General features: G+C 68.8%; 14 protein-coding genes. 6 read left to right on the top strand and 8 right to left on the bottom strand.

Going from position 1 to position 15,674, the window contains the following annotated elements; translation table 11 throughout:
* Nucleotides 1-117: 117 nt before the first annotated feature.
* The 5 genes from EOD42_RS12810 to EOD42_RS12790 form a co-directional block, all read right to left on the bottom strand.
* Nucleotides 118-762 (bottom strand): TetR/AcrR family transcriptional regulator, encoded by a 645-nt coding sequence (locus EOD42_RS12810; protein WP_127787938.1) that lies wholly within the window; start codon nucleotides 760-762, stop codon nucleotides 118-120.
* Nucleotides 759-2,222 (bottom strand): efflux transporter outer membrane subunit, encoded by a 1,464-nt coding sequence (locus tag EOD42_RS12805; protein ID WP_127787937.1) that lies wholly within the window; start codon nucleotides 2,220-2,222, stop codon nucleotides 759-761. The genes EOD42_RS12810 and EOD42_RS12805 overlap by 4 nt, the downstream gene beginning before the upstream one ends.
* Complete coding sequence (locus EOD42_RS12800; RefSeq protein ID WP_127787936.1) at nucleotides 2,222-5,386, bottom strand: efflux RND transporter permease subunit; 3,165 nt, start codon at nucleotides 5,384-5,386, stop codon at nucleotides 2,222-2,224. Before EOD42_RS12800 ends, EOD42_RS12805 begins: the two co-directional genes overlap by 1 nt.
* A gap of 4 nt (nucleotides 5,387-5,390) precedes the next feature.
* Nucleotides 5,391-6,572: an efflux RND transporter periplasmic adaptor subunit gene (locus tag EOD42_RS12795; RefSeq protein ID WP_127787935.1), complete on the bottom strand. Its 1,182-nt coding sequence runs from the start codon at nucleotides 6,570-6,572 to the stop codon at nucleotides 5,391-5,393.
* 108 nt (nucleotides 6,573-6,680) lie between these two features.
* A complete protein-coding gene (locus EOD42_RS12790; protein WP_127787934.1) occupies nucleotides 6,681-7,364 on the bottom strand; it encodes a class I SAM-dependent methyltransferase in 684 nt (227 codons plus the stop codon).
* A gap of 83 nt (nucleotides 7,365-7,447) precedes the next feature.
* Between EOD42_RS12790 and EOD42_RS12785 the strand changes: the two genes are divergently transcribed.
* On the top strand, nucleotides 7,448-8,191 hold the full coding sequence (locus tag EOD42_RS12785) for an SDR family NAD(P)-dependent oxidoreductase (protein ID WP_127787933.1): 744 nt from the start codon (nucleotides 7,448-7,450) through the stop codon (nucleotides 8,189-8,191).
* Here EOD42_RS12785 and ubiM read toward each other — a convergent pair.
* On the bottom strand, nucleotides 8,188-9,375 hold the full coding sequence (ubiM, locus tag EOD42_RS12780) for a 5-demethoxyubiquinol-8 5-hydroxylase UbiM (RefSeq protein WP_240655149.1): 1,188 nt from the start codon (nucleotides 9,373-9,375) through the stop codon (nucleotides 8,188-8,190). The genes EOD42_RS12785 and ubiM overlap by 4 nt on opposite strands.
* A 77-nt stretch (nucleotides 9,376-9,452) precedes the next feature.
* Between ubiM and EOD42_RS12775 the strand changes: the two genes are divergently transcribed.
* Nucleotides 9,453-10,580, top strand: a complete 1,128-nt coding sequence (locus EOD42_RS12775) for a Kelch repeat-containing protein (RefSeq protein ID WP_127787932.1) — start codon at nucleotides 9,453-9,455, stop codon at nucleotides 10,578-10,580.
* 15 nt (nucleotides 10,581-10,595) lie between these two features.
* Here EOD42_RS12775 and EOD42_RS12770 read toward each other — a convergent pair whose 3' ends face one another.
* Entirely contained in the window at nucleotides 10,596-11,183 is a 588-nt protein-coding gene (locus EOD42_RS12770) for a cysteine dioxygenase family protein (protein WP_127787931.1), read from the bottom strand.
* A gap of 13 nt (nucleotides 11,184-11,196) precedes the next feature.
* Nucleotides 11,197-11,949 carry an SDR family oxidoreductase gene (locus tag EOD42_RS12765; protein WP_127787930.1) on the bottom strand — a complete coding sequence of 251 codons (753 nt, stop codon included), beginning with the start codon at nucleotides 11,947-11,949 and terminating at the stop codon, nucleotides 11,197-11,199.
* 84 nt (nucleotides 11,950-12,033) lie between these two features.
* Between EOD42_RS12765 and EOD42_RS12760 the strand changes: the two genes are divergently transcribed.
* Genes EOD42_RS12760 through sufC form a run of 4 tightly spaced genes read left to right on the top strand, consistent with a single transcriptional unit; the run spans nucleotide 12,034 to nucleotide 15,671 of the window.
* Nucleotides 12,034-12,900 (top strand): amidohydrolase family protein, encoded by an 867-nt coding sequence (locus EOD42_RS12760; RefSeq protein ID WP_127787929.1) that lies wholly within the window; start codon nucleotides 12,034-12,036, stop codon nucleotides 12,898-12,900.
* 57 nt (nucleotides 12,901-12,957) lie between these two features.
* Nucleotides 12,958-13,407 carry an SUF system Fe-S cluster assembly regulator gene (locus EOD42_RS12755; RefSeq protein ID WP_127787928.1) on the top strand — a complete coding sequence of 150 codons (450 nt, stop codon included), beginning with the start codon at nucleotides 12,958-12,960 and terminating at the stop codon, nucleotides 13,405-13,407.
* A gap of 15 nt (nucleotides 13,408-13,422) precedes the next feature.
* Nucleotides 13,423-14,931, top strand: coding sequence for a Fe-S cluster assembly protein SufB (sufB, locus tag EOD42_RS12750; RefSeq protein WP_127787927.1), 1,509 nt, complete (start codon nucleotides 13,423-13,425; stop codon nucleotides 14,929-14,931).
* The gene (gene sufC / locus EOD42_RS12745; protein ID WP_127787926.1) at nucleotides 14,931-15,671 is read left to right on the top strand and encodes a Fe-S cluster assembly ATPase SufC; all 741 of its coding nucleotides are present in this window, start codon (nucleotides 14,931-14,933) and stop codon (nucleotides 15,669-15,671) included. The genes sufB and sufC overlap by 1 nt, the downstream gene beginning before the upstream one ends.
* Nucleotides 15,672-15,674: the final 3 nt, after the last annotated feature.

Raw genomic sequence — 15,674 nt, 5'->3', positions numbered from 1 at the left:
AACATGCCAGCCTGAGCAGTTTACTGCGGGGGCGGCTGCCAAAAGCCCGTGAGATCGGTCCGAACCGAAAAGGTTGACACCGCACAAATAGGGAATGCGGCGCCAGGATGCAAGGAATCAGTTCGCCTGTACCAGCGCGCCCTGCAGGAAAATGTCCACCGCGCGTTTGACCATCATCGCGATCTCGGCCTCGTCGGGCACTTCCTCCAGCCCCAGCATCACCATCATGTGCCTCGGGCCCAGCACCATGCCATACAGCATCTTGGCTGCGGCATGGGCGTCCTTGATGCGCAGGCGGCCCGCGTCGATCTCGGCCTGCATCAGCGTCTGCATGGCGTTGGCGCCATGGCCGGGGCCTGCCCGGTGAAAGGCCTCGGCCAGTTCCCGCGTGCGCGGGCCCTCGCTGCTGACGATACGGAAGATGGCCATCTGCCGCGGTGCCAGCAGATGCCGCGTGGCGGTCGTCAGCAGGGCGCTGCTCGCCGCACGGAAATCCAGCCCGTCGTCGGGCGGCAGGGTCAGCGGCTCCAGGCAGTCGCGCATCACCGCCTCGAACAGCTCCGCCTTGGAGGCGTAGTGCTGATACAGCGTGCGCTTGGACATTCCGGCCTGGCGGGCCACCTCGTCCATGCTGGTGGCGGTATAGCCGTGGCGCAGGAACACCACCTCGGCGGCCTCGCGCAGCAGGGCGCTGCGCTCGGTGTCGCTCATGCGGTGGCGTGGGGTGGAACGCCCCTCCATCTCCAGCACTGCCTCGTTCATCGCACCGCCTGTGTCGCCTCCCGTTGGGCGATCCAGCCGCCGCCCAGCACCTTGTACAGCGTCACCCGGTTCTGCCGGCGCTGCAACTCCAACGAGATGAGCGTCTGCCGCGCGGCATAGAGCTGGCGCTCGGAATCGAGCGCCGACTGATAGTTGTCGAGCCCCGAGCGGAAGCGCAGCACCGACAGGTTGTAGGCACTCTCATAGGCCGTCACGAGGCCGCGCTGCGCCTCGATCTGGCTGGTCAGCGTGCCGCGCGCGGCCAGCGCGTCCGCCACTTCGCGGAAGGCGGTCTGCAGCGTGCCCTGATAGGTGGCCACCTGGATGTCGGCGCCGATACGCGCCGCGTCCAGGCTGCCGCGCAGCGCGCCGGCCGAGAAGATCGGGATGTTGATGGTGGGCGAGAAGGACCAGTTGGCCGTCCCCGGCGCGAACAGCCGCTCCAGCCCCTGGCTGGCGGTGCCGCCGCTGGCGGTCAGCGTCAGAGACGGGAAGAAGGCCGCGCGCGCCGCGCCGATCTGGGCATTGGCCGCGCGCAGGTTGCGCTCGGCCGCCAGCACATCGGGCCGGCGCAGCAGCACGGCCGAGGAAACCCCCGCCGGCACGTCGCGCACGGCGCTGTCCAGCTCGGCCGCGTTGGCCGGCAGCAGCTCCGCGGGCACATCCGCGCCCACCAGGCGGTTCAGGGCATTCAGGTCCTGCGCCTCCTGCCGGGTATAGGCCGCGAGGTTGGCGCGCGCCGTCTGCACGGAGGTCTCGGCCTGGCGATAGGCCAGCTCCGTCGCCGTGCCGCCCTGGAAGGCGGCGCGGGTGATGGCGAAGGACTGCTCCTGGCTTTCCAGCGTGCGCCGGGTCAGGGCCAGCAGCTCCCGATCGGCGCTGATCGCGAGCCACGCATTCGCGATCTGCGACACCAGGCTGATATGGGTGGCGCGGCGCGTCTCCTCATAGCCCAGGTAACGCTGGAAGGCGTTTTCGGTCAGGTTGCGCACGCGGCCGAACAGGTCGACCTCGAAGCTGCTGATGCCGAGGCCGATGGCGCTGCCGCCGCGCGTCAGCCCCGTGGTGGCGTTGGAGGGATACAGGTCGCTTGAGTAGGGCGCGGGGGTGCGGCTCGCGGTGCCGCTGACCGAGCCGCTGATGTTCGGAAACAGCGAGCCGCGCTGCGTGCGGTAGTTCGCCTCATACTGGGCGGCGTTCAGCACGGCCACGCGCAGGTCCCGGTTCTCCGTCAGGCCCAGCGCCACGACACGGCGCAGCCGGTCGTCGGCGAAGATCTCGGACCACGGAATGTCCAGCGCCGCCTGGTCGCCCGCCGCGGTATCCGCGGCGGGGCGCTGATAGGCAGGCCCCTGGGGCCAGCCCTCGGGCACGGGGGCCGAGGGGCGGATGAAGTCGGGCGCCAGGCTGCACCCGGCCAGCAGAAGCGCCGCCGGCAGGAACGAAAGGCTACGCATCATTACTCTCCCGGCGCCGGGTGCGGCTGCGGTTGGTGGGCTTGCTGTGCGGCCAGCTTCTCGCTCTGCCGCTTGGTGCGGAACAGTTTCAGCACCACCACGAAGAAGACCGGCACGAACAGCAGCCCCAGCAGCGTGCCCGCGAGCACGCCGCCGATGATGCCGGTGCCGATGGCGTGCTGGCCGCCGGCACCCGCGCCGGTCGCGATCGCCAGCGGCACGACGCCGAGGACGAAGGCGAGCGAGGTCATGACGATCGGGCGCAGGCGCTGGCGCGCCGCCTCCTTCGCGGCCTCCATGAGCGACATGCCCTGGTCGTAGTTCTCGCGGGCGAATTCCACGATCAGGATGGCGTTCTTGGCCGACAGGCCGATGGTCGCGAGCAGGCCGACCTGGAAGTACACGTCGTTGGAAAGCCCGCGCAGCAGCGTGGCCGCGACCGCGCCCAGCACGCCCAGCGGCACCGCCAGCAGCACCGAGACCGGGATCGACCAGCTCTCATACAGGGCCGCGAGGCAGAGGAAGACCACGAGCAGCGAGATCGCGTACAGCGGCCCTGCCTGGCCCGAGGACTGCCTTTCCTCATAGGACAGGCCCGACCAGTCATAGCCGATGCCGGTCGGCAGCTGGGCCGCCAGGCGCTGCATCTCGGCCATCGCCTCACCGGTGGTGTGGCCGGGCGCGGGCTGGCCCTGGATCTCTCGCGAGGCCACGCCGTTGAAGCGTTCCAGGCGCGGGGAGCCGGACGTCCATTCCGCACGGCCGAAGGCCGAGAAGGGCACCATCTGCCCCTGGCTGTTGCGCAGGAACCAGCGGTCGAAATCCTCGGGCAGCATGCGCGCCTGGGCATCGCCCTGCATGTAGACGCGCTTCACGCGGCCACGGTCCATGAAGTCGTTGACGTAGCGCGCACCCCAGGCGGTCGACAGCGTGGTGTTGATGTCGGACACCGAGAGGCCGAGCGCGCTCGCCTGCTCCCAGTCGATGACGAGGCGGTACTGGGCCTCGTCATTCAGGCCGTTGGCGCGGACGCCGGCCAGGATGGGGCTCTGCGCCGCCAGGCCCAGCAGCTGGTCGCGTGCCGCCAGCAGCTGCTGATGGCCCACGCCGCCGCGGTCCAGCAGCTGGAAGGTGAAGCCCGTGGCGTTGCCCAGCTCCGTGATCGCCGGCGGCGCGAAGCCGAAGATGATCGCATCCTGATAGCGCGCGAAACGCGCCATCAGCCGCTGGGTGAAGGCTTGGACGCGCTGGCGGTCCTCGCCGCGCTCCGACCAGTCGCGCAGGCTGATGAAGCCCAGGCCCGCATTCTGGCCGCGGCCGGAGAAGTTGAAGCCGTTGATGGTGAAGATGGAGCGCACGGTGTCGCTCTCTTCCTCACGCACCCAGCGGGTCACTTCGTCCAGCGCGCGCTGCGTGCGCTCGGCGGTCGCGCCCGGGGGCGCGATCACCTGCATGTAGGCGATGCCCTGGTCCTCATCGGGCAGGAAGCCCGTAGGGACGCGCAGGAAGCCGAAGGCGAGTGCCGCGACCAGCACGGCATAGACGATCAGCACGCGGATGCCGCGCTTGACCAGCCCGCCCACGGCCTTGCTGTAGCCGCCGATCGTGGCGTCCACACCCCGGTTGAACCAGCCGAACAGGCCCTTGTGCGGGTTATGGCCCTGCTTGTGCGGCCTCAGCATGGTGGCGCACAGCGCCGGCGTGAACACGATGGCCACCAGCACCGACAGCGACATGGCGGTCGCGATGGTGATGGAGAACTGCCGGAAGATCACGCCCGTGGAACCACCGAAGAAGGCCATGGGCAGGAACACCGCCGACAGCACCAGGCCGATGCCCACCAGGGCGCCCGTGATCTGGTCCATCGATTTGCGCGTGGCTTCGAGCGGGGAGAGGTGCTCCTCCGCCATCACGCGCTCGACGTTCTCGACCACCACGATGGCGTCATCCACCAGCAGGCCGATGGCCAGCACAAGGCCGAACATGGTCAGGGTGTTGATGGTGTAGCCAGACGCCGCCAGCACCGCGAAGGTGCCCAGCAGCACCACCGGCACGGCGATGGTCGGGATCAGCGTCGCGCGCCAGTTCTGCAGGAACAGGAACATCACCAGCGTCACCAGCACGATCGCCTCGATCAGCGTGTGGACCACGCTCTCGATGGACAGGCTGATGAAGGGGGTGGTGTCGTAGGGGAAGATCAGCTCGAAGCCGGCGGGAAAGCTGGGGCGCAGCGATTCCATCGTGGCGCGCACGGCGGTCGCGGTGTCCAGCGCGTTGGCGCCGCTGGCCAGCCGGATGCCGATGCCGGCCGCCGGGCGGCCGTTGTACAGCGCGCTGGTGATGTAGTTTTCCTGGCCGATCTCGACCCGGGCCACGTCACGCAGGCGCACCTGGGAGCCATCGGACTGCACGCGCAGCAGGATCGCGCCGAACTGCTCGGGCGTCTGCAGATAGGACGGCCCGATGATGGTGGCGTTCAGCATCTGCCCCGGCACGGCCGGCAGCGCGCCGATCTCACCGGAGGACACCTGCACGTTCTGCGCGGTGACGGCGGTGGAGACGTCGACGGGCGTGAGCCCGTAGGTCAGCAGGCGGGCGGGGTCGAGCCAGATGCGCATGGCGTACTGCGCGCCGAACACCTGATAGTCACCCACACCGGAGGTGCGGCTGATCGGGTCCTGCACATTGGCCACGATGAAGTCCGAGATGTCGGACTGCGTCACGCCTTCCTGGCTGGAGGTGAAGCCCACCACCATCAGGAAGTTCTGGGTGGCCTTGGCCACGCGGATGCCCTGCTGCTGCACGGTCTGCGGCAGGCGCGGTGTCGCGAGCGACAGCTTGTTCTGCACCTGCACCTGCGCCGTGTCGGGGTTGGTGCCCTGGCGGAAGGTGAGGGTGATGGTGGCCGAGCCGTCCTTCGACGTCTGGGACGCGAAGTAGATCAGGTTGTCGATGCCGCTCAGCTGCTGCTCGATGATCTGCACCACCGTGGACTGCACCGTCTCGGCGGAGGCGCCCGGGTAGTTCAGCGTGATGGAGATGGCCGGCGGCGCGATCGCGGGATACTGCGCGACCGGCAGGCTGCGCAGGGCCAGAAGCCCCGCCAGCATGGTCGCGATGGCCAGCACCCAGGCGAAGATCGGCCTGTCGATGAAGAAGCGTGCCATGGTCTCAGCCGCCCGTGCGCTGCGGGTTGGCGGCCGCCTGGGCGGGGCGCTCCGTCGGGTTCACGCGTGCGCCGGGGCCCAGGCGCATCACGCCTTCCAGCACCACGCGGTCACCGTCGTTGATGCCGCTGGTCACCAGCCAGTCCGTGCCGATGGCGCGGTCCGTGGTCAGCATGCGGGGTTCCACCGTGTTGTCGGGCTTGACCACATAGGCCACGGGCTGGCCGCGCGCGTTGCGCAGCACCGCCTGCTGCGGCACCAGGAAGGCGCGGTCGGTCGTGCCTTCCTCGATGCGGGCGCGCACGAACATGCCGGGCAGCAGCAGCCCGTCGGGGTTGGGGAATTCGGCGCGCAGCGTGACGGAGCCCGTGCCCTGGTCCACGATCACCTCGGTGAACTGGATGCGGCCGGGCTGGGGGTATTCGGTCCCGTCCTCCAGCACCAGCCGCGCCGTGGCGGTGTCGGCCGAATCGCGGTGCAGCGTGCCGGCGGCGATGGCGCGGCGCTGGCGCAGCAGGGCCGCACTCGGCTGCACCACGTCCACGAAGATGGGGTCCAGCTGCGTGATCGTGACCAGCGGCGCCGCCTGGCCCGCCGTGACCAGCGCGCCGTTCGTCAGGTTCGAGCGGCCCGTCCGGCCGGAAAGCGGCGACAGCACGCGGGTATAGGTCAGGTTGATGCGCGCGGTCTCGACCGCGGCCTGGGCGGAGGCGACATCGGCCTCGGCCTGGCGCAGCGACGCCTCGGCGGTGTCCAGGTCCTGCTGGCTGACGGCGCGCGCCGCGACCAGGGGCCGGTAACGGTTGACGGTGGTGTTGGCGGACCGGCGGGTGGCTTCGGCGCGGGCCTGGCTGGCCTGGGCGCTGGCCAGGGCCGCTTCCAGCGGCGCGGGGTCGATCTGATACAGCGGCTGGCCCTGTGTGACGGCCTGGCCCTCTGTGAACAGGCGCTCACGCAGCACGCCGCCCACCTGGGGGCGGACCTCCGCGGTGCGATAGGCGGTGGTGCGGCCGGGCAGGGTGGTCGTGACGGGCACGGGCCGGCGCTGGATCGTGACGACCGTCACGTCGACAGGCGGGCGCTGCCCCTGCGGGGCCTGCGCGAAGGCAGGCGCGGCCAATGCCGCGAAGGCAGCAGCCAGCGTGACGCGACGCGGCGCGCGGCCGAGGAAATTCTTTTCAGGCATGCAGGTTCCCAGACGAAACTGGTTAGTTTTCGTTCATGAAACTGACGAGTTTTCTGGGCTGCGTCAACCGGTCATTTGTTGCGGTGCAGCGTAATTTCGTAACCGGTGTTACGAGCCCGCCCGCAGGACGCTCGCGAGGAAAAATGGCTTGCGATGCTCGGATATCAAGGTCAGCCCCGGCTGCCAGCGCATCGCATCGTGAATCCGCCGCGTGACCCGGCTGTCGGGGTCGAGCTGGAAGAAATAATGGTTCGCCAGCAGCAGGATGCCGCCCGGCGCCAGAAGCCGTGCCAGCCGCGCGCCGATTTCCTTCAGCGCCTCGTCGGTCAGGGGCGACAGGTAATAGAGTACGTCGCTGACCACGATCAGGTCGAAACTCCCATCCCATTCCGCGGGCAGGGAGAGGATGTCATGCACCGCGTAGTCGATGTTGGTCAGATCCGCATTGGCGCGGCGCGCGAACTCGATGGCGGTGGGCGCCACATCCACACCCGTCACGCGGTCGGCGCGCGGCGAGAGCTGGCGCAGCATGCCGCCCACGCCGCAGCCGATGTCGAGGGCGGAACGAAAGCGCGTCTCGGGCAGCAGCCCGGCCATCACCTCATACTTGCGGCGCTGATACAGGTAGCGCGGCGAGGCCGATGCCCAGGGGTCGCCCCGCTCGGCATAGACGGCCTCCATCGCCTCGCCCTGGGTCATCGTCTCGCGGTGCTTCGCTATCGCGGCGTCGGTCTTGGCGCTCTTGAGAAACAGGCCGATGTCGCGCAGCCGCATGAAGGAGATGATGCCCATCGCCAAGCTGTATCCCGCCCGACCGTTGCGGTGGCAAGGCCCGCCCCCCGTGCTATGCCGGACCCAACCAAGGAGACGTTGCGATGAGCCTGCAGGGCAAGGTGGCGCTGGTGACCGGCGCCGGTAAGAACATCGGCCGCGCGATTGCGCTGGAACTGGCGCGCGGCGGGGCGGACATCGTGGTGAACGGCCGCGGTGACCTGGCCGCCGTGCAGTCCGTGGCCGCCGAGATCGAGGCACTGGGCCGCCGTGCCCTGCCGGTGCTGGCAGATGTGTCCGAGCCCGAGGCCGTGGCCGCCATGATGGACAAGGTGGCCGAAACCTTTGGCGGGCTGGACATCGCCGTCTCCAACGCCGGCCTGCGCCGCCAGACGCCCTTCCAGCAGATGAGCTTGGGCGAGTGGCGGGAAATCCTGTCGGTCGCGCTCGACGGCGCCTTTATTCTGTGCCGGGCCGTAGTGCCGCTGATGGAGGCGCGCGGCGGCGGGTCCATCATCGCGCTGTCGGGCATCTCGACCCATGTGGGCACGCCCAACCGCTGCCATGTCTCGGCCAGCAAGGCGGGGCTGGAGGGGCTGATGCGGGCACTGGCGGTGGAGCTCGCCCCGCTCGGCATCCGCTGCAACAGCGTGGCGCCCGGCGCGATCGACACCGTGCGCGGGGCGGCTGCGGGCGCGCTGCCGGGCATGCTGGTGCAGGGCGTGCCGCTGGCCCGCAAGGGCATGCCGGAGGAGATCGCGGCCGTCGTGCGGCTGCTGGCAGGCCCCGAGGGCGGCTACATCACCGGCCAGACCATTCACGTGAACGGCGGGGCGTTCCTGACCTAACGCGCATCCATCAGCTGCGCAGCTACCGCCTTGCGCACCGGCGCCAGCAGCGCGCCGGCGCGCATCACGGCGCCGCGCAGCAGCCGGGCCGGCGCCCTGTCATCGGTATACAGCTTGGCGATGGCGTTGGTCGCGGTGAACAGGGGGAAGGTACCGCGCCGGTGCCGGCTCTCGAAGCGCAGCAGGGCGGCCGTGTCGCCCGGGTCGCCGCCGATCTCCTGCGCCAGCCGCTCCGCACCCGCCAGGCCGAAGTTGAAGCCATGCGCCGTGACGGGGTGCATGCCCACCGCCGCATCGCCCAGCAGCGCGAAGCGCCGCCCGACGAAACGCCGGGCATAGACCGCGACCAGGGGATAGGCATGGCGCGTGGCGACCAGCTCCATCCGCCCCCAGCGGCCCTGGGTGCGGCGGGTGGCCTCGGCGGCGAATTCCTCCGGGGTGGCCTCCATCAGCCTGGCCATCTGCGGCGTCTTCAGCGTCAGCACGAAGGAGGACACGTCGCCCGCCAGCGGCAGCATCGCCACCGTCTGGCCATGGCCGAACCATTCCGTGGCGATGCCGTGATGCGGCTTTTCATGAGCCACCCGCGCCACCAGCATGGTCGACCCGAAATCGAGCCGGCTGTCGCGGATGCCCATCCGCCCGCGCGATGCCGAGAAGCGGGTATCGGCCGCGACGATCAGCCGCGCGCGGACCATGCGGCCATCGGCCAGCGTCAGCCGGCCCTCGCGCGGGTCGGTCGACACATCCGTCACCTCGGTGCCGGCGTGGATCTCGGCACTGGCATCGGCGCGCACCGCGTCATGCAGGGCGCGGCGGATCTCATGATTGGGCACCAGCAGGCCGAGCGGGCCAGCCTTGGGGCCATCGGCGGTGAACTCCAGCGCGAAGGGGCTGCCGCCGTTCAGTACCTGGGCCTCCCGCAGGGGTGAGCCGTGGTCCAGTGCCGCCCCGGCGCCGAAAGCCGTCATCAGCTTTTGCGAGTGATGCGTCAGCGCGATCTCGCGCCCGTCGAAGGCCGGTTGCGCGATGGCGGTTTCCGGCGCGCGCTCGAACAACCCCACAGAGAGGCCGCTGCCGCGCAGCGCCTGCGCGAAGGCGAGCCCCACCGGGCCCGCGCCGATCACCGCGATGTCGTAGTCCAGCATGGGCTTGATATAGCGCGCGGCCGGGGCAGGGGCCATGACCCAGCGCAAATCCTCTTGCGGGGTGCCGGGCACACCCAGCAGATTGTCCGGCAATTCACCCGGGAGACTTCCACATGAACCGACGCCATGCCCTGGGCGCCGCCGGCGCGCTGCTGGCCGGCCAGGCCGCAGCCCAGAACGCCCACCAGCATCACGGCCCCGCGCTGCGGCCCATGCAGCCCTCACCCAACCCGTTCAGCAACGTGTTCCAGGGCGGCGCACCCCACCACATCACCCCCGAGCAGGCGGCCCAGCGCGTGACCGCAAGCCCCGCGCCGCCGGGCCCGATGGGGCGGTGGGAGCAGCGGGCGGACATGCCCATCCCGCGCAGCGAGATGGCCTGGGCCACCGCCTGGGCGGACCGGATGCATGTGGTGGGTGGCTATGGGGAGGGGCAGTTCAACCGCGCCTATCACACCGTCTACGACCCGGCCTCCAACCGCTGGTACGACGCAGCACCCCTGCCGCGCGGGGCCAACCATGTGGCGGTGCAGTCGCTCGGCGGGCGGGTCTATGCGCTGGGCGGCTTCATCGAGCAGAACCGGCGCTGCGACGACCATGCCTATGCCTATGACGTCTCGGCTGATCGTTGGGACCGCATCGCGCCCCTGCCGCGCCCGCGCGCGGCCGCGGCCGCCGTCGCGCTGAACGGCAAGATCCACCTGATCGGCGGCGCGACCGACCCCGCGGATGAGCGCGCCAGCATCTCCTGGCATGAGGTCTATGACCCCCAGGCCGATAAATGGGAACGCCGCCGGCCGCTGCCGGCATCCCGCGACCATGTCGGCTGCGTGGCCCATAACGGGCTGATCCATGTGGTGGGCGGGCGGTTCAACACCTTCCAGTACAACACCGGCCTGCACCACGTGTACCTGCCGGAGCGCGACACCTGGGAGGAACGGGCGCCCCTGCCCACGCCCCGTTCGGGCCATGGGATGGTCGTCTATCGCGGGCGCTTCTTCTGCATGGGCGGGGAGGGCGGGATCATCGAGCGCGGCGTGTCGCGCGATGCCAAGGTGTTCGGGCAGATGGAAAGCTACGACCCGGCCACCGACAGCTGGCAGAGCCACGCCCCGATGCCCACGCCCCGCCATGCGGTGGCCGCGACCACGATCGGGGACTGGATCCTGGTGGCGGGCGGCGGCGCCGTGCTGGGCGGCGCCGTGCAATCCGCCCTGCATGAGGCCTTCACCCTGGGGTGAAGGCCCCGTGCCGGATCAGGCCGCTTCCTTGGAACGGTCCCACAGGTTCGGGACCGTCTGGTTCGAGTAGCCGGAGATGAAGGCCTTGGTCTCACCCTCGGGCGTGAAGACGTTCCGCTTCACCGCGCCGATGTTGCCGCCGTAGACATGCACGCTGATGGAGGTCTGGTCCTTATAGAAGTTCTCGACCAGATGGATGTCGCCGAGGGTGGGCGACACGGCCTCGACGTCACCGGGGTGCAGGGTGATGGGCTCGCCATCCGGCACGGCGCGGCCGTCCTTCATCACGAAGCCGGTCGAGATCTCGGACCCGCGCAGCATGCCGATCAGGCCCCACACCATATGATTATGGATGGGGGTCTTCTGGCCGGGGCCCCAGACGAAGCTGACCATGCTGAAGCGCTCCAGCGGGTCGCAATGCAGCAGATACTGGCTGTAGCGCTCGGGGTTCGGCTTCGCGAACTCCTCCGGCAGCCAGTCATCCTGGGCGATCAGGCCCGCCAGCAGCGGCTTGGCCTTCTCCAGCAGGGGGCCCTCCGCCAGGCCCTGGTCGGCCAGGCGGGTCATGGCGGCGATGAAATCGCGAAGCTTGGCGGTGCTCATGGGTGTTCGCTCCTCAGCCGCGGCCTTCGAAGGGCATCTTCGAGGCCTTGATCGTGATGGTGAAGATATTGGCCTCAAGGTCCAGGCTGTCCATGAAGACGATGGCGCGGCCGACATTGTCGACATCCATCGTCGCTTCGACGGCCACCGTGCCGTCGGCCTGCTTCACGCCCTTCTTCATGCGCTGGGTCATCGGCGTCGCGGCATTGCCGATGTCGATCTGGCCGGCGCAGATGTCATACTTGCGCCCGTCCAGCATCAGGGACTTGGTCAGGCCCGTGATGGCGTGCTTGGTCGCGGTATAGGGCGCGCTGTCCGGGCGCGGGGTATGCGCGCTGATGCTGCCGTTGTTGATGATGCGCCCGCCCTGCGGCGACTGCTCCTTCATGATGCGGAAGGCGGCCTGGGCGCAGAGGAAGCTGCCGGTCAGGTTCACGGCCACGATCTCGGTCCATTTCTCGACCGGCAGATCCTCGAACAGCACGCCTGGCGCGTTCATGCCGGCATTGTTGAACAGAAGATCAAGCCGCCCCCAGGCGGATTTCACCTGGGCGAAGGCGGCGTTCACGGCCTCGGCCTGGGAGACGTCGGTGGCGATGGGCATGGCATGGGCGGCATTCGCCCCGGCCATGGATTTTGTTTCCTCCAGCGCGTCCAGCCTGCGGCCGAGCAGCGCCACCTTGTAGCCCGCCGCCAGCAGCGCCAGCGCGGCCGAACGCCCGATTCCCGTTCCCGCCCCCGTCACCACAGCGATCTTCTGAGCCATTGGCCTCTCCTCCGGATTGTCGGGCGTGAGGTTGCTTCGATGCGGGCCGGGCCGCAAGCTGGCCCCAGCCATCGGAGGAAACGAATGTACGAATATGATTGCGTGCCCGCGCGTGCGGTGACCGGCACGCCGCGCTTCAGGGCGCCGGCGGGCGCCTGCGACTGCCATTTCCACATCTTCGGGCCCTATGAGCAGTATCCGCTGAGCGCCACGCGCCCCTATACGCCGCCGCCCGCCACCATCCCGCACTACCTCTCCATGGCCGAGAAGCTGGGGATGGAGCGCATGGTGGTGGTGCAGGCCAGCGTCTCGGGCACCGACAATGCCGTGACGCTGGATGCCGTGCGCGGCTTCGGCCTGGACCGCGCCCGGGCCGTGGTGGTGGTGGATGACAGCGTGACCGACGCCCAGCTGCGCGAGATGCACGCCCGCGGCGCGCGCGGCGTGCGCTTCAACGCGGTCAGCGGCAACGGCACCCCGGTGGAGCAGCTGAAGGGGCTGGCCGCCCGCATCGCGCCGCTGGGCTGGCATATCCAGATCTATGCCCATGGTGCGGGCATGGCGGCGCTTCTGCCGGTGCTGGCGGAACTGCCGGTCGAGGTCGTGCTGGACCACATGGCGGGCGCCCCCGCCGCCGAGGGGCCATCCGGGCCCATCGCCGCCGGGGTGCGCAAGCTGATGGAGAACGGCCGCACCTGGGTGAAGCTGTGCGGCTATCGTGCCTCCAGCCCGCCCTTCAACGACCTGGCGCCGCTGGCGCGCGCCTATTACGCCGCCCGGCCCGACCGCTGCGTGTGGGGCACCGACTGGCCGCACACCCAGATGACGGACCCGGCTGCGATGTATGACGACGCGGTTCTGCTCGATTGGCTGGCGGACTGGTTCCCGGATGCGCTGGACCGGCAGAGAATTCTGGTGGATAACGCGACCGCCTTGTATTTCCGCGCCTGAGAGGGCTGGAAACCGGACGCCAAAAGTCCTATTTGAGCCGCAGCGAAGGAGGATGCCTTGCTGCGGCTATCCAAACTGACCGATTACGCCATCGTGGTGCTGGCCCGCCTGGGCCATGCCCAATGTGGTGGGCGCGTGGCGGCGGTGCCTGAACTGGCGCTGGCCAGCGGCCTGGCCGAGCCCACGGTCGCCAAGGTTCTCAAGATCCTGGCGCAGTCCGGCCTCGTCGAGGGGCTGCGCGGCGCGCGCGGGGGCTACAAGCTGGCCCGAAAGCTTGAGGACATCCCGCTTTCCGAGGTGATCCAGGCCTTTGAAGGGCCGATCGCGCTGACCGCCTGCGTGGATGGCGGCCATGGCGGCTGCGAGTCCGAGGGCTGCTGCCCCGTGCGCGGCCGGTGGGACCCGGTGAACCGTGCCATTCGCGACGCGCTGGCCGGGGTTACCGTTGCCCAGCTTGCCAACACGCCACCCGCGCGGCAATGCGCCGCACCTGCACTGACTTTCTGAACGGGGCCCCGACCAATGCCTGCAGTCACCGAGACCATCGAAACCGTTCAGTCCGTCGCCGAGGGCGGCTACAAATGGGGCTTCGAGACCGATATCGAGATGGAATTCGCCCCCAAGGGGCTGAATGAGGACATCGTCCGCTTCATCTCGAAGAAGAAGAACGAGCCCGGGTGGCTGCTGGAATGGCGCCTCAAGGCATTTGCGATCTGGCAGAAGATGGAGGAGCCCGATTGGGCCGCCGTCAACTACCCGCGCATCGACTACCAGGATGCCTATTACTATGCGGCGCCCGTGCAGAAGGCGAAGCCCAAGAGCCTGGACGAGGTCGATCCTGAGCTGCTGAAGACCTATGCCAAGCTCGGCATCCCGCTGAAGGAACAGGCGATCCTGGCCGGCGTCGAGGGCGCGGGCGAAAGCCCCTCCGACGCCGCCGAAGGCGGGCGCATGCCCATCGCGATCGACGCGGTGTTCGACAGCGTGTCCGTCGCCACCACCTTCAAGGACCGTCTGGAGAAGGAAGGCATCATCTTCTGCGCCATCTCCGAGGCGGTGCAGAACCACCCCGAGCTGGTGCGCCAGTATCTGGGCAGCGTGGTGCCGCAGGCGGACAACTTCTTCGCGGCGCTGAACTGCGCCGTCTTTACCGACGGCAGCTTCGTCTACATCCCCAAGGGCGTGAAATGCCCGATGGAACTGTCCACCTACTTCCGCATCAACGCGAAGAGCACCGGCCAGTTCGAGCGCACGCTGATCATCGCCGATGAGGGCAGCACGGTCAGCTACCTGGAAGGCTGCACGGCGCCGATGCGCGACGAGAACCAGCTGCACGCCGCGGTGGTCGAGCTGGTGGCGCTGGACGACGCCTCCATCAAGTATTCGACCGTCCAGAACTGGTACCCCGGCGACGCCGAGGGCAAGGGCGGCATCTACAACTTCGTCACCAAGCGCGCCGCCTGCCGCGGCAAGCGCAGCAAGGTGAGCTGGACGCAGGTCGAGACCGGTTCGGCCATCACCTGGAAATACCCGTCCTGCATCCTGCAGGGCGATGACAGCGTGGGCGAGTTCTATTCGGTGGCGATCACCAACAACCGCCAGCAGGCCGATACCGGGACCAAGATGTTCCACATCGGCAAGAACACGCGCAGCACCATCATCAGCAAGGGCATCAGCGCGGGGTTCGGCCAGAACACCTATCGCGGCCTGGTGCGTATCGGCGCCAAGGCGACCGGGGCGCGCAACTTCACCCAGTGCGACAGCCTGCTGATCGGCGACCAGTGTGGGGCGCACACCGTGCCCTACATCGAGAACCGCTGCATCTCCGCCAAGGTGGAGCATGAGGCGACGACGAGCCGCATCGCCGAAGACCAACTTTTCTACTGCCGCCAGCGCGGACTCTCCGAAGAGGAGGCCGTGGGCCTGATCGTCAATGGCTTCTGCCGGGAAGTCTTGAAGGAACTGCCCATGGAGTTCGCCGTCGAGGCGCAGAAACTGCTGCAGATCAGCCTGGAAGGGAGTGTGGGGTAATGTTGAAGATTGAAGGGCTGACCGCCGAGATCGACGGCAAGCAGATCCTGAAGGGTCTGGATCTGGAAGTCCCGGCCGGCGAGGTCCATGCCATCATGGGCCCGAACGGCGCGGGCAAGTCCACGCTCTCCTACGTGCTGTCCGGCCGCGAGGGCTATGAGATCACGGGTGGTTCCGTGACCTTCCACGGCAAGGATCTGCTGGCGATGGAGCCCGAGGAGCGCGCCGCTTCCGGCCTGTTCCTGGCCTTCCAGTACCCGGTCGAGCTGCCGGGCGTGGGCAACGCCACCTTCCTGCGCACCGCGCTGAACGCCATCCGCCGCCAGCGGGGCGAGCCGGAGCTGGACGCGATGCAGTTCCTCAAGCTGGCCCGCAGCCGCATGAAGGAGCTGTCGATGCCGGAGGACATGCTGAAGCGCGGCGTGAATGTCGGCTTCTCGGGTGGCGAGAAGAAGCGCAACGAGGTGCTGCAGATGGCGCTGCTGAACCCGTCGCTGGCCATCCTGGACGAGACGGACAGCGGCCTGGACATCGACGCGCTCAAGATCGTCTCCGAAGGCGTGAACGCCCTGCGCGGCCCGGGCTTCTCGGCGCTGGTCATCACCCATTATCAGCGCCTGCTGAACTACATCGTGCCCGACCGCGTGCATGTGCTGGTGAACGGCCGCATCGCGAAGAGCGGCGGCAAGGAACTGGCGCTGGAGCTGGAGGCGCACGGCTACGCCGAGGTCGCGGCGTGAACG

Origin of the sequence: Rhodovarius crocodyli, assembly GCF_004005855.1 — a bacterium.
In the GTDB taxonomy this organism is placed as follows: domain Bacteria; phylum Pseudomonadota; class Alphaproteobacteria; order Acetobacterales; family Acetobacteraceae; genus Rhodovarius; species Rhodovarius crocodyli.
This window is presented reverse-complemented; position numbering and strand designations above follow the sequence as displayed.